Origin of the sequence: Streptomyces sp. MCA2, assembly GCF_023544705.1 — a bacterium.
Taxonomy (GTDB): Bacteria; Actinomycetota; Actinomycetes; order Streptomycetales; family Streptomycetaceae; genus Streptomyces; species Streptomyces decoyicus.
Map to the genome: position 1 here is coordinate 53,523 of NZ_JAMJFM010000053.1, position 12,867 is coordinate 66,389.

Below are 12,867 nucleotides of genomic sequence, written 5' to 3' on the forward strand. Positions count from 1 at the left end.
ACGTCAGACCTCCTGGGTCTTCGCGGTGGCGGACACGAACTCGGCGGCGTCGGCGGTCAGCCGCAGGTAGGCGTCCTCCAACGAGGGCGCCTCCTCGGCGAGTTCCAGGACCGGAATGGCCCGGCGGGCGGCGAGCGCGCCGATGTCGGCGGGTTCCGCGCCCTCGACCAGCCAGCCTCCGGAGCCGTCGGGCACCGCCGCCCACCCGGCCCGGGTGAGCTCGGTGTGCAGCCGGGGCCCTTCGGATGTGCGTACCCGCACCCTGCGCCGGGTGTGCTCGCGCAGGAAGGTGTCCACGGCCGTGTCGGCCAGCAGCCGGCCGCGCCCCAGCACGATCAAGTGGTCGGCGGTCAGGGCGGTCTCGGTCATCAGATGGCTGGAGACCAGCACCGTACGGCCGTCGGCGGCGAGGCGCTTGAGGAGCGTACGGATCCAGATGATGCCCTCCGGGTCCAGCCCGTTGGCGGGTTCGTCCAGCATCAGCACGGCCGGGTCGCCGAGCAGTGCGGCCGCGATGCCGAGCCGCTGCCGCATGCCGAGCGAGAAGGTCCGCACCCGTTTGCCCGCCACGGCCGACAGCCCGGTCTCCTCCAGGACCTCCGCCACGCGCCGTACCGGGATGCGGTTGCTGTGCGCGAGGGCGAGGAGGTGGTCGCGGGCGCGCCGCGCCCCGTGGGCGGCGCCCGCGTCGAGCAGCGCCCCGACGTGCCGCAACGGGTGGTCGAGGGTGCGGAAGGCACGGCCGCCGACGGTGACGGTGCCCGAGGTGGGACGGTCCAGACCCACGACCATCCGCATGGTGGTGGACTTGCCGGCGCCGTTGGGACCGAGGAACCCGGTGACCCTCCCCGGCTCCACGCGGAAGGTGAGTTCGTCCACGGCGCGCACGGTTCCGTAGACCTTCGTCAACTGCTGCACTTCGATGGGGGTCATACCGCAAGGCTGTCGGCCGTACCCGCCCGCCGGCCTCCCCCGTCGTCGGGGATCGCCTCCCCCGGGCGGGGGAGGCCGCGGGCCGGCGGCCGCTGCCACGATGAGGGGGTGCCCTCCTCGCTCCCCGCCGTTCTCCGCCCGCTCTTCCGGGCCGCCACCTACACCCGCTGGCTGCATCTGCTGATCGCCTCGGTGGCCGGGATGCTGACCGGCTTCCTGTACAACGAACCCTTTTTCGCGGGCGGCTGGCTGACGTGGCTGTGGATGGCGGTGCTCCCGCTGCCACTGCTGGCACTCGCCGCCCTGATACCGGTGGTCCGCCGCGTCGAGGGGCTCCAGGCCCAGCTGCTGCTGACTCCCGGCCCGCACGACCGCACGGCGCGCGCCGCGTCCGGGATCGCCACGACCCCGTCGGGCTCCTGGCGCGAGCGTGGCCGTACGGCGGTGTGGCTGCTGCTGCGGCTGGAGGCGGGCGTTGCCCTGTCGGCCCTGACGGTACAACTTCCCTTGCTGGCCTGCGCATTCACGATGGCCGCCGCAGGACACCCCACGCACCTCAAGGGCCTGCCGGCGATCGAGGCACCCCATTGGTGGTACGGGCTGCTCGCACCGCTGCCCCTCGTCCTGCTGTCGGCCGTCGCCGTCGGGGCGGGCACGCTGATGGCCGGCGCCGCACGGCTGCTGCTGGGTACCTCGGCCGCGGAGCGGCTGGCCGGACTGGAGGCCCGTACGGAGCGCATGCTGGAACACAACCGGCTGGCCCAGGAGCTGCACGACGCGATCGGCCACGCGCTGACCGTCACCGTCATCCAGGCGGGCGCGGCCCGTGCCGCCGGTTCGCCCGAGTTCACCGAGCGGGCGCTGGCCGCCATCGAGGACACCGGACGCCAGGCGCTGGCCGATCTGGAGCGGGCGCTGCGGCTGCTGCGCGAGGACGCTCCCCGGCCCGCCGACCGGCCCACGCTCACCGATGCCGAGCGGCTGCTGGAGTCGGCTCGGGCCGCGGGATCGACGGTGCGCGCCGAACTGAGCGGCCCGTTGGAGACATTGCCCGGCCCGGTGTCCCGGGAGGGCTACCGCATGGTGCAGGAGGCCCTGACGAATGTGCTGCGGCACGCGGGCCCGGTGCCGGTGTCCGTACGGATGGCCGCCGACGCCGACGCACTGGAACTGGAGGTACGCAACCCCGTGCCCGCCCCGCCCCCGGAGCCCGCCGGTGGCGGCCGTGGCCTGCGCGGCATCCGCGAACGGGCCGCGCTGCTCGGCGGCGAGGCCGAGACCGGGCCGGACGGCGACGAGTGGCGGGTGCGCGCCCGTCTCCCCCTGCGCCAACTAGGCTGACATCGTGGCGATTTCCGTACTTCTGGTCGACGACGAGCCGCTGGTGCGCGCGGGGCTGCGCGCCATCCTGGAGGCGCAGACCGATATCGAGGTGGCGGGCGAGGCGGGCGACGGGGCGTCCGTCGTCCCGCTGGTGCGGAAGCTGCGGCCCGATGTGATCGCCATGGACGTACGGATGCCGCTCCTGGACGGCATCGAGGCGACCCGCGCGGTGCTGCGCTCGGTGCCCGAGCCGCCCCGGATCCTCGTTGTCACCACGTTCGAGGAGGACGAGTACGTCTACGAGGCGCTGCGCGCCGGCGCGGACGGGTTTCTGCTCAAGCGCGCCCGGCCGGCCGAGATCGTGCACGCGGTGCGGCTCGTTGCCGAGGGCGGATCGCTGTTGCTGCCCGCGGCGCTGCGCAGCATGGCGGCCGGCCGCCGCAACGACCGCGCCCGGGCGGACTTCGAACGGGCGGCGCTCACCGCACGGGAGCAGGAGGTGCTGCGGCTGATGTCCCGTGGGCTGTCGAACGCGGAGATCGCCGGCCGGCTCGTGCTGGGAGCCGAGACGGTGAAGACGCATGTCAGCTCGGTGCTGGGGAAGCTGGGGGCCAGGGACCGCACCCAGGCCGTGATCGCCGCGTACGAGTCCGGGTTCGTCGCGCCCGGCTGACCGCGGAAGCAGCCCCCACGGGACTCGCCGCCCCTCAGGTGACCGGCTACGATCCGCCACACACGCAAAGTGAGGGAGACGTACGTTGGGGCGGCTCACCGGCGGGGACCCGTCCCTGCTGCGACGGATCAACTCCGCTGTGGTGCTGCATGCGCTGCGCGCCGCGGACTCCCCCACGCTCACCCACCTCGTCCAGGTGACGGGCCTGTCCCGGCCGACGGTCGAGGGCGTGGTCGAGGGGCTCATGGAGACCGGCCTGGTGGTCGAGGCGGCCGCCGAGGAGGGCGGGACGCGCCGCCAGGGGCGGCCGGCCCGCAGGTTCCGGTTCCGTACGGAGGCCGGCCATCTGCTGGGCATCGAGATCGGCCCGCACCGCGTCGCGGCCCTGCTGTCCGATCTGAGCGGGCGGGTACTGGACACCGCACAGCGCCCCGTCGAAGAGACCGCGCCGGCCGACGAGCGGCTGGAGCGGGTCCGTGCCGTGGTGGCCGATCTGCTGCGCCGCACGGGCGTGCCCCGCAGTTCGCTGCGGGCCGTCGGTGTGGCCGGGCCCGGCATCGTGGAGGCGGACGGCACGGTACGGCTGAGCACCGCGCTGCCGGGCTGGACGGGTCTGCCGCTGGGTGAGCGGCTGCGGCGGTCGTTCCGCTGCCCGGTGCTGGTCGAGAACGACGCGAATGCCGCCGCGGTGGCCGAGCACTGGCAGGGCGCGGCCACCGGCTCCGATGACATCGTTTTCGTGCTGGCCGGGCTCAGCCCGGGGGCCGGCTCGCTGATCGGCGGACGTCTGCACCGCGGCTTCGGCGGGGCCGCCGGGGAGATCGGCGCCCTGCATCTGCTCGGCCGCGAGGCGACACCGGAGAAGCTGCTGTCGACGACCGGAGAGCCGCTGCACCCTCTGGACGAGGCGCAGGTCGCGGCGGTCTTCGCGGCGGCGCGGGAGGGCGACGCACAGGCGCGGGAGGCGGTCGACCGTTTCCTCCGGCGGCTGGTGCACGATGTCGCGGCGCTGGTGCTGGCGCTGGACCCGGAGCTGGTGGTGATCGGCGGCTGGGCGGCGGAGTTGGACGGTGTACTGGCGCCGCTGCGCAGCGAGTTGGCGCGCTACTGTCTGCGCCCGCCGCAGGTCGCCCTGTCGCAGCTGGGCGAGGCAGCGGTCGCCACGGGCGCGCTGCGGCTCGCGCTCGACCATGTGGAGGGCGAACTCTTCGCGGTGGAGGGCACGGTGACGGGCCGCCGCCCGAGCCATGACGCGGTGGCGGGCCACCGCTGACCGAACGGCAGGCGACCGGCCGCCGTTGCCCCGCGGCATGTGACGGGCTGTTTCTGCCCCGCGGCACATGACGGGCCGCAGCCCGGCCGGCGGCCGCCACGGCACGAAGAACGGGCCCGCTCCGGAGCGCTGTCCGGAGGGGGCCCGTACCTCGTCCGCCGGGCGGCTCAGCTCGCGAGCAGGGCCGCCGCGTCGCTCTCGCCGAAGGTCAGCCGGCAGGTGTCCGCACGGTAGGTGGAGACCGCTACGGCCGTCGTGCGTCCCCCGGAGACATAGCGGGTGGTGACGACCAGGACGGGCGCGCCCGGCAGCCGGTCCAGCTGCTTGGCGTCCTCCGCACGGGCCGAGCCGAGCTCGACGGTACGGTCCTGGCCCTCCAGCTCCAGCGTCTGAAGCTCCTGAAGGACCGCACGGGCCCGGGCCGGGGCGCTGAGCGAGGCCGCCGGCGGGCAGCCAGGGACCGCCTCCGCCAGGACGTACAACAGCTCGGCGGCGACGGGCCGGCCGTGTGTGACCCGGCTGCGGCGCACGATGTGCACCGGGTCGCCAGGGGCGGTCGCGAGCAGGCCGGCCACGGCGGCGGGCACCGTATCGCTCTCGACGGCGTCGACCGGCTGCCAGTCGTCGCCGGCGGCACCCGGCCAGGTGTGGCTGACGGGGTCCACGGCGACGCCGACGCGCGGCGGTGCGACGGTGGTGCCGACACCGCGGCGGCGCTGGAGTCTGCCTTCCAGCTCCAGCTGTTCGAGCGCCTGCCGCAGCGTGGCCCGGGCGACGCCGAACCGCGCCGCCAGGTCACGCTCGTTGGGCAGAATCTCGCCGACCGCGAACTCCGAGTCCAGCGCATCGCTGAGCACGGTCTTGAGGTGCCAGTACTTCGGCTCCGGCACCGTTTCGAGCTGCGTGGTCCCCACCCTGTCCTCCGCACTGGCCGTTACCGGGGCTGCTCCCCCATGGGACTCGGACCCGCACACAGACCCTGCCTCCGCCGGGCCGCCTGCGCGCCCGATTATGAGCGCTTCTTTATTAAAGGTTGTTGCAGTATCCCGACGATATGGCCGCCCCCACCCTTGGTCAAGACCAATCCGGCATCCGTTTCGGATCGGAGCAACCGCCCGCACCCACCGCCCCACCCACGCCCTTTGCACCGCCGCGCGTTACTGTCACCGGCATGCTCGCCCTGCTGCACACCTCGCCCGTCCACGTCCCGGTCTTCGACGCGCTGCGCGACGAGGAGGCCCCCGGGCTGGCGCTGCATCACCTCGTACGTCCCGAACTCCTCGACCGCGCAAGGGCGCAGGGACCCGACGCGGTGACCGAGGACGTCTCCGCCGCGCTCGCCGCGGCCGCCCAGGACGGTGCGCGGGCCGTGCTGTGCACGTGCTCGACGATCGGTTCCGTCGCCGAGGCCGCCGGTGCGGCGCTCGGTCTCCCCGTCCTCCGGGTGGACCGTCCGATGGCCGCGGCCGCCGTCGCCGCCGGCCCGCGCATCACCGTGCTCGCCGCCGTGGAGAGCACCTTCGCTCCCACCGAGGCCCTGATCGCCCAGGAAGCCGACCGCGCCGGCCGTGCGGTGAGCGTGCGCAACGTGCTGGTGCCGGGCGCCTGGGAGCGCTTCGAGGCCGGCGACGGCGACGGCTACCGGGCCGCGGTCGTCTCCGCGGTGCGCGAGATCCGGGACGCCGACGTGATCGTCCTGGCGCAGGCCTCCATGGCACCGGCGGCCGAGGGGCTCGACGCCGGTGTGCCGGTGCTGTCCAGTCCGCGGCCCGGTCTGCGGGCCGCCGCTCAGCCGGCCGCGAGCGACTCCAGCTTCTCCGGATTGCGGACGATGTAGACCGTCTGGATCTTGCCGTCCCGGACGCCGAGCTGGATGACGGTGTCCGGGACGCCGTCGTTGCGCGCCAACAGCGCGATCCCGCCGTTGAGTTCGAGGACGGTGAACTCCATGTCGGGCGGCACGGACCGGGTGACGCCGAAGAGGAAGCGGGCGACCTTGTCCGCGGACTCGATGATCCGCAGCGGGGCCTTGGCCTTTCCACCGCTGTCCCCGACCAGCCGCGCGTCCGCCGCGAGCAGGTTCAGCAGCCCCGCCAGATCGTCGCCGGCCGCCGCGGCCATGAACCGCTCGGTCAGCTCGCGCTGCCGGTCCTGGTCGACCTCGAAGCGCGGTGTGCCGTCCTCCACATGCCGCCGGGCGCGGCCCGCCAGTTGGCGTACCGCCGCCTCGGTGCGGTCGAGGGCGGTGGCGATCTCCGCGTACGGATAGCCGAAGGCCTCGCGCAGCACGAACACGGCGCGCTCCAGAGGGGAGAGCGACTCCAGGACGACGAGCACGGCGAGGGTCACGGATTCGTGGAACACGGCCCGGTCCGCGGTGTCCGGGGCGGTGCCGCCGAGGTCGGTCGCCAGCGGCTCCGGAAGCCACGGGCCCACGTAGGACTCACGTCGCGACTGGACCTGGCGCAGCCGGTCGATGGCCAGCCGGGTGGTGATCCGTACGAGAAAGGCACGCGGTTCGCGCACCTCCGACCGGTCCGCTGCCGCCCAGCGCAGCCATGCGTCCTGCACCACGTCCTCGGCATCGGCCACCCGGCCGAGCATCCGGTAGGCCACCCCGAACAGCACGGGGCGGTGTTCCTCGAAGACGTCGGTGAAATCGGTCGTGGATTCGCTCAGCACCCCTCCATCCCACCGGCCCGTCCCGGCCTTGTCCAGCGGAAACCACGGAGTGCGGCGGCACGGGCGCGTGGTGTGCAGCACATCCCGTGCTCGCCCCGGCCGCCCCATACCGCTCAGTAGCCTCAGCTGGCATCGTGTCAGCGCACGCCCGGCCCCACCCAAAGCACCGCATCCCCCGAGGAGTTCTGATGGCCACCCCGGTCTCCTTCGCCCGTGTCACCCCCGCGGACCGGCCGCCGTTCACGGTCGCGTACGAGCGCAAGGGCGCGGGCGAACCCGTGGTCCTGCTGCACGGCATCGGCCACCACCTCCAGGCCTGGCGCCCGGTGTGCGACATCCTGGCCGCGTCCCATGAGGTCATCTCCCTCGATCTGCCGGGGTTCGGCGCCTCCCCCGCACTGCCCGACGGCTCCTCCTACGACCTGTCGTCGGTCGTCCCGCTGCTCATCGCGGCATTCGCGGAGCTCGGGGCCGACCGCCCGCATGTGGTGGGGAACTCGCTGGGCGGGCTGCTCGCCCTGGAGCTGGGGCGCGCGCGGGCGGTCCGGTCGGTCACCGCGCTCTCGCCCGCGGGCTTTTGGACCCCGGCCGAGCGGCGTTACGCCTTCGGCGTGCTGCGCGGCATGTACGCGGGGGCGCAGGCACTGCCCCATCCGGTGGTGGAGACCCTGGCCCGGACCGCCCTCGGCCGCGCCTCGCTGACCGGCGCCATCTACGCCCACCCCGGCCGCCGTTCGGCCGAGGCCGTCGTGGCGGAGACCCGGGCCCTGCGCGAGGCGCCCGGCTTCACCCCGACGCTGACGGCCGGCCGCGCGGTGCGGTTCACCGCCGATGTGCCGGACGTCCCCGTGACGATCGGCTGGGGCAGCCGGGACCGCCTGCTGCTCCCCCGCCAGGGCGTCCGCGCCAAGCACACGATTCCGGGCGCGCGGCTGGTCCGGCTGCCGGGCTGCGGGCATGTGCCGATGCACGACGACCCGGCGCTGGTGGCGCGGGTCATCCTCGACACCGTGAACCAGGGCGTGTCCTGAGCAGCGTTGTGCTCGATCACTCGATCGCTGAGCTCGGCTGCGCATCAGCGGTGCCGGTCAGGGCCCTGGCGGTTCGGCGGGCGGTGTTCCACGGCCCAGGTCGCGATCTGGGTACGGGAGGTGAAGCCGAGCTTGCCCAGGAGGTTGGCGACATGGGTTCCTGCACTGCGCAGGGAGATCACCAGCTTGGCGGCGATCTCCTTGTTCGTCAGCCCCAGGGCGAGCAGGTCGACGACCTCCTCCTCCCGTCGTGTCAGCGGCGTCGGCGCGTTCTCCTCGGCCGGCGTGGGCGTGGGGGTGGTTGGCCGGCCGAGCGCGCCGGACAGACGGCGAGCCCTCCATGAACCGGTGATGAGCACGTAACAGTCACCGTCTGCGGGTGCCGTTCCGCCGCCCTGCGGGCTGTCCGCTCATCCGCCCAGGGTGGACACCAGGCGCGCGAGGGCCGGCATGGCTGCGGTGAGCGTGTCGCGGTCGCCGGGGGGAAGCTTGTCCATCGCCTGCTCCAGCGTCTCCCGGCTGGCCCGGTCGTAGCGCTCCAGCAGTTCCAGCGCGCCTGGGGTCACGGACAGGTCCACCGCTCTGAGGTCCGTCGTGGACGAGTGACGTTCCACGAGTCCTGCCGCTGTCATCGTCCGCACCAGATTGCTGACCGTCGAGGGCGAGACGCGAAGCCGCTCGGCTACCGCCCGGGTGCCCAACGGGCCGTCGGCGGACAGCGCCCGCAGCAACTCGATCTGGGCATCGGGCAGGTCGGGGAGGCCCTCGGCGGCGCGGGTCGAGCGCAGTACGGCTCGGCGCAGGGGGCCGAGGAGGCGGCTGAGGTCGGCGGCGGTGTCCACGGCTCCATTGTGGCAGCAGAGTAATTTTGCTCCAAAGTAGTTTTGTTGCAAAGTAGTTTTGTTGCAAAGTGTAATGCCGCGTGAGACGCCGTAGATCACACAAGGAGAGCCAGGCCATGACGACCGTCGCGAACCCCGCCCCCGAGCAGGACCTCTCGGGAATCACCGGGAAGCACTTCCTCTACACCTACGCCAACGGCTGGCGGTACGAGATGTACGTGAAGAACTCCCGGACGATCGACTACCGGATCCACTCCGGCATGGTCGGCGGCCGTTGGGTGAAGGACCAGACGGTTGACCTCGTCCGCCTCGACGCGGACGACTACAAGATCTCCTGGACCGAGCCCACCGGCACCTCGGTCAGCGTCAACGTGCTTCCCGCCGAGCGCCGGCTCCACGGCGTGATCTTCTTCCCCCACTGGGTGCACCAGCACCCCGAACGCACCGTCTGCTTCCAGAACGACCACCTGGAGCAGATGGCCAAGTACCGTGACCAGGGCCCGGCATACCCGGTCTGCGTCGTCCCCGAGTTCGCGAAGATCACCTTCTTCGAGGACTGCGGCGAGAACAAGGAAGGCGTCATCGCCGCGGACCCGGCCGACCTGCCCGAGGGGTACGCCGACCGCGTCAACTGACCCTGCGCTCCCGCTCACCGCTCTCGTCAACAGAACGGCGCGGGGCGGAGATGCTGCGGGGCGGAGATGCTGCTCGCATGCGGACCGGGCACTGCGCCCGCGGCCGCCGGGCGTGGCCCGAACGCACCGGCCCGACGGATCCGGTGCATTGCCACCAGGATCGTAAATGTCCCGGCGTCATCCTGGCGGTCGGGCGGTGGTCTTGCGACCATGGCCCGGGTCCGGTGGGTCGCAGGGCCCGGGGCCCGTTCGGGCCGCGGAACGGGAACGGACCGCTGTTCACCGTCCGTTCGGCTGCGGGGCACCGGACAGCGATACGAACGGGGATGCAGTGAAGTCGGTCGAGGCATGGAGGTTGGAAATGGCGCAGGGATCCGGCGGCGGCTTCGGACGGCGGTCGTTGCTACAGGGCGCGGCGGCGGGCTCGGCGGCGCTGGCACTGCCCGCGATCTCCTGCGCCTCGCCGGCCCAGGCCCGTAGCGGGCGGCCGAGCGCCGACTGGGGCGTGCAGGTCGGCGATGTGACCACGTCCTCGGGTCTGGTGTGGGTGCGCTCCGACCGGCCGGCCCGGATGGTGGTGCAGACCGCTGCGACCGAGTCGTTCCGTAACGCCAGATCCTGGCGCGGACCGGTGATCGGGGCGGGGACGGACTTCACCGGCGTCACCTCGTTGCACGGCCTGCCCGCCGGCGAGCAGATCCACTACCGGGTGCTGCTCGCGGACCCGGACGACCCCCGGCGCACCGGCGAGCCGGTCACCGGGACCTTCCGTACGGCGCCCGCGGGCCGCCATCCCGCCGGCGTGCGCTTCCACTGGTCGGGCGATCTGGCCGGGCAGGGCTGGGGCATCAACCCGGACCGCGGCGGCTACCGCATCTACGAGGACATGCGGCGCCGGAACCCGGACTTCTTCCTGTGCAGCGGCGACAACATCTACGCCGACAGCCCGATCCCCGAGCGGGTCACCCTCCCGGACGGCCGGATCTGGCGGAATGTGACGACGGAGGAGAAGGCGAAGGTCGCCGAGACGCTGGCGGAATTCCGCGGCGCGTTCCGCTACAACCTGCTGGACGACAATCTGCGCCGTTTCAACGCGCAGGTGCCGACGATCACGCAGTGGGACGACCACGAGGTGCACAACAACTGGTACCCGGGGCAACTGCTCGATGACGACCGGTACACGGTGAAGGAGACGGATGTGCTCTCCGCGCGCTCGCTGCGCGCCTTCAGTGAGTATTTCCCGATCCGCACGTTGCGGCCCGACCGTGGGGGTACCTCCCGCTCGAGCGAAGCCGAGAGTGGGGGAGGCCGGGTCTACCGCGTGGTGCACCACGGACCGCTGCTCGATGTGTTCGTGCTGGACATGCGCCGGTACCGCAATGCCAATTCACCCGGCCGGCAGACCGACGACCCGCAGGGCATTCTCGGGGCCGAGCAGCTGCGCTGGCTCAAGCGAGAGCTGTCCCGCTCGCATGCGGTGTGGAAGGTGATCGCCTCCGATATGCCGCTGGGACTGGTCGTCCCGGACGGCAAGACCGACTTCGAGGCGGTGGCGCAGGGCGATCCGGGCGCTCCCCTGGGACGCGAGCTCCAGCTGGCGGAGCTGCTGCGGCACATCAAGCACGACCGGGTGACCGGCACGGTATGGCTGACGACGGACGTCCACTACACCGCGGCGCAGCACTACGCGCCGGAGCGGGCCGCGTTCAAGGACTTCGAGCCGTTCTGGGAGTTCGTGTCGGGGCCGCTGAACGCGGGCGGATTCCAGGCGTTGAAGCTGGATGGAACATTCGGGCCCGAGCAGCCGTTCATCAAGGCGCCGGACCGTGCCAACACCTCCCCCGCGGAGAGTCCGCAGTACTTCGGCGAGATCGATATCGACGGGGGAAGCGGGGAGCTGACGGTGCGGCTGTGTCAGGAAGGCGGCAAGGTGTTGTTCAGCAAGGCACTGCAACCGGGACAGGTAGGACAGTAGAGGCCAATGCGTCGATTGCGTCTTTTACCCGTCGGACACAAGGTGTTGGCGATCAGGCAACACCTGTCCGCCAGGCTTGTGTGCATGACTGAAGCATCCTCTGCCCATGCCGTCCGCCGCTCTCACTGGCGGCGGGACGTCGTCGAGCTGGCCGCCCTGTTCACCGCCGTGGCGGTGGCCGACATCATCGCCAATATGGTCGCGCACGGCCCGTCGGGCCCGGTCATGCTGTGCTCCGCCGCGGTCGCCCTGCTGGCCACAGCCGGGTTCCACGTCTGGTGGTCACGACGCCACGAAAACGCCCCGCCGCCGACCGATACCGGCGCCACAGCGACGTCCTCTGCCGGGCAGGCCCCTGGGGCCGAAGGCCAGGAGACGGTGCTGTGGCGGATGCGGACCACGGTCCGGGACGAGCCCGGCAGCCTGGCCGCACTGTGCACGGCACTGGCCGCGCGGCGGGTGGACATCCTCAGCCTTCAGACCCACCCGCTGTCCGACGGCACGGTCGACGAGTTCCTGCTGCGCGCACCCGACGCGCTGACCTCCGCGGCGCTGGCCCGTACGGTCGCCGACGCGGGCGGCGCGCACAGCTGGCTGGAGCGCGCCGATACCCACGATCTCGTCGATGCGCCGACCCGGATGCTGGGGCTGGCGACCCGTACGGCCCTGGATTCCGCCGAACTCCCCCTGGCACTGCGACAGTTGCTCGGGCGCTGCACGATCCGGTCGGTGCCCGCGCGCTCGCTGAGCGGTCAGCCGCTCGCGGAGCAGGTGCCCACGGAAGGTGTATTGGAGGAGCACATCATGAAGTTCCGCGACCCCTCTGGGGGTTCGCTCACCCTCGAAAGGCCGCAATTGCCGTTCACCCCGACCGAGTTCGCCCGGGTTCGCGCATTGGTCGACCTGGACGCCAGACTCGGCCAGCGCGTGCCGCCGCGGCGTGAGGTGCTGACGCTGCCCGAGGGCAACGAGATCACGGTCCGTCGTGCCGACACCACCGATCTGGCCGCGGCGCGCGAGATGCACGACCGCTGCTCGCCGAAGACCCTCGGGCTGCGCTACCACGGCCCGGTCGGTGACGCGGACCGCTATCTCGGCCATCTGCTCAGCCCGCGGTTCGGCCGCACCCTGGCGGTGGAGACCGCCTCCGGCCGGCTGGTGGCGCTCGGCCATCTGCTGTGGGACGGCGACGAGACCGAGGTCGCGCTGCTGGTCGAGGACTCCTGGCAGCAGCGCGGCATCGGCGCCGAGCTGCTGCGCCGGCTGGTGGCGATGGCGGCCGAGGCCGGCTGCGCGAGCGTGTACGCGATCACCCAGGCCTCGAACACCGGCATGGTGGCGGCGATGCGCGGCCTCGGGCTGCCGCTCGACTACCAGATAGAGGAAGGCACTCTCGTGATCACCGCCCGCCCGACGGGTCTGCCCGCCCGGCGGGAGCACCGGGAGAGCGTACGGGCCCAGGACGGCTCGGCGCGCCGCTGAGCACCACCGCGCGGCGCC

13 protein-coding genes are annotated in these 12,867 nt (G+C 72.5%); 8 read left to right on the forward strand and 5 right to left on the reverse strand.

Features of this window, described 5'->3' with window-relative positions:
- Positions 1 to 3 precede the first annotated feature (3 nt).
- The gene (locus tag M8I34_RS33060; protein ID WP_250055861.1) at positions 4 to 933 is read right to left on the reverse strand and encodes an ABC transporter ATP-binding protein; all 930 of its coding nucleotides are present in this window, start codon (positions 931 to 933) and stop codon (positions 4 to 6) included.
- A gap of 108 nt (positions 934 to 1,041) precedes the next feature.
- Here M8I34_RS33060 and M8I34_RS33065 point away from each other — a divergent pair, with 108 nt between their 5' ends.
- The 3 genes from M8I34_RS33065 (at position 1,042) to M8I34_RS33075 (ending at position 4,202) form a co-directional block, all read left to right on the forward strand.
- Positions 1,042 to 2,274: a histidine kinase gene (locus tag M8I34_RS33065; protein ID WP_250055863.1), complete on the forward strand. Its 1,233-nt coding sequence runs from the start codon at positions 1,042 to 1,044 to the stop codon at positions 2,272 to 2,274.
- A gap of 4 nt (positions 2,275 to 2,278) precedes the next feature.
- Positions 2,279 to 2,929 carry a response regulator transcription factor gene (locus M8I34_RS33070; protein ID WP_250055865.1) on the forward strand — a complete coding sequence of 217 codons (651 nt, stop codon included), beginning with the start codon at positions 2,279 to 2,281 and terminating at the stop codon, positions 2,927 to 2,929.
- 85 nt (positions 2,930 to 3,014) lie between these two features.
- A complete protein-coding gene (locus M8I34_RS33075) occupies positions 3,015 to 4,202 on the forward strand; it encodes an ROK family protein (RefSeq protein ID WP_250055867.1) in 1,188 nt (395 codons plus the stop codon).
- A 167-nt stretch (positions 4,203 to 4,369) separates the two neighbouring features.
- Here M8I34_RS33075 and M8I34_RS33080 read toward each other — a convergent pair whose 3' ends face one another.
- Positions 4,370 to 5,116, reverse strand: coding sequence for a GntR family transcriptional regulator (locus M8I34_RS33080; RefSeq protein ID WP_250055869.1), 747 nt, complete (start codon positions 5,114 to 5,116; stop codon positions 4,370 to 4,372).
- Positions 5,117 to 5,373: 257 nt separating this feature from the next.
- Between M8I34_RS33080 and M8I34_RS33085 the strand changes: the two genes are divergently transcribed.
- Positions 5,374 to 6,039, forward strand: a complete 666-nt coding sequence (locus M8I34_RS33085) for an aspartate/glutamate racemase family protein (protein WP_250055871.1) — start codon at positions 5,374 to 5,376, stop codon at positions 6,037 to 6,039.
- On the opposite strand, the gene M8I34_RS33090 is transcribed toward M8I34_RS33085, so the two are convergent.
- Positions 5,991 to 6,884, reverse strand: coding sequence for an RNA polymerase sigma-70 factor (locus tag M8I34_RS33090; protein ID WP_250055873.1), 894 nt, complete (start codon positions 6,882 to 6,884; stop codon positions 5,991 to 5,993). The two genes, M8I34_RS33085 and M8I34_RS33090, sit on opposite strands and share 49 nt — an antisense overlap.
- A gap of 188 nt (positions 6,885 to 7,072) precedes the next feature.
- Between M8I34_RS33090 and M8I34_RS33095 the strand changes: the two genes are divergently transcribed.
- Positions 7,073 to 7,915 (forward strand): alpha/beta fold hydrolase, encoded by an 843-nt coding sequence (locus M8I34_RS33095; protein ID WP_250055875.1) that lies wholly within the window; start codon positions 7,073 to 7,075, stop codon positions 7,913 to 7,915.
- 44 nt (positions 7,916 to 7,959) lie between these two features.
- On the opposite strand, the gene M8I34_RS33100 is transcribed toward M8I34_RS33095, so the two are convergent.
- Together M8I34_RS33100 and M8I34_RS33105 are read right to left on the reverse strand one after the other, a co-directional pair.
- Positions 7,960 to 8,274 carry a LuxR C-terminal-related transcriptional regulator gene (locus M8I34_RS33100; protein WP_250055877.1) on the reverse strand — a complete coding sequence of 105 codons (315 nt, stop codon included), beginning with the start codon at positions 8,272 to 8,274 and terminating at the stop codon, positions 7,960 to 7,962.
- 51 nt (positions 8,275 to 8,325) lie between these two features.
- Positions 8,326 to 8,757: a MarR family transcriptional regulator gene (locus tag M8I34_RS33105; protein ID WP_250055879.1), complete on the reverse strand. Its 432-nt coding sequence runs from the start codon at positions 8,755 to 8,757 to the stop codon at positions 8,326 to 8,328.
- A 116-nt stretch (positions 8,758 to 8,873) separates the two neighbouring features.
- On the opposite strand from M8I34_RS33105, the gene M8I34_RS33110 reads away from it, so the two are divergent.
- The 3 genes from M8I34_RS33110 (at position 8,874) to M8I34_RS33120 (ending at position 12,849) form a co-directional block, all read left to right on the forward strand.
- Positions 8,874 to 9,392: a phenolic acid decarboxylase gene (locus M8I34_RS33110; protein ID WP_250055881.1), complete on the forward strand. Its 519-nt coding sequence runs from the start codon at positions 8,874 to 8,876 to the stop codon at positions 9,390 to 9,392.
- A gap of 361 nt (positions 9,393 to 9,753) precedes the next feature.
- Positions 9,754 to 11,367, forward strand: coding sequence for an alkaline phosphatase (locus tag M8I34_RS33115; RefSeq protein ID WP_250055883.1), 1,614 nt, complete (start codon positions 9,754 to 9,756; stop codon positions 11,365 to 11,367).
- A gap of 84 nt (positions 11,368 to 11,451) precedes the next feature.
- Complete coding sequence (locus tag M8I34_RS33120; RefSeq protein WP_250055885.1) at positions 11,452 to 12,849, forward strand: GNAT family N-acetyltransferase; 1,398 nt, start codon at positions 11,452 to 11,454, stop codon at positions 12,847 to 12,849.
- Positions 12,850 to 12,867: the final 18 nt, after the last annotated feature.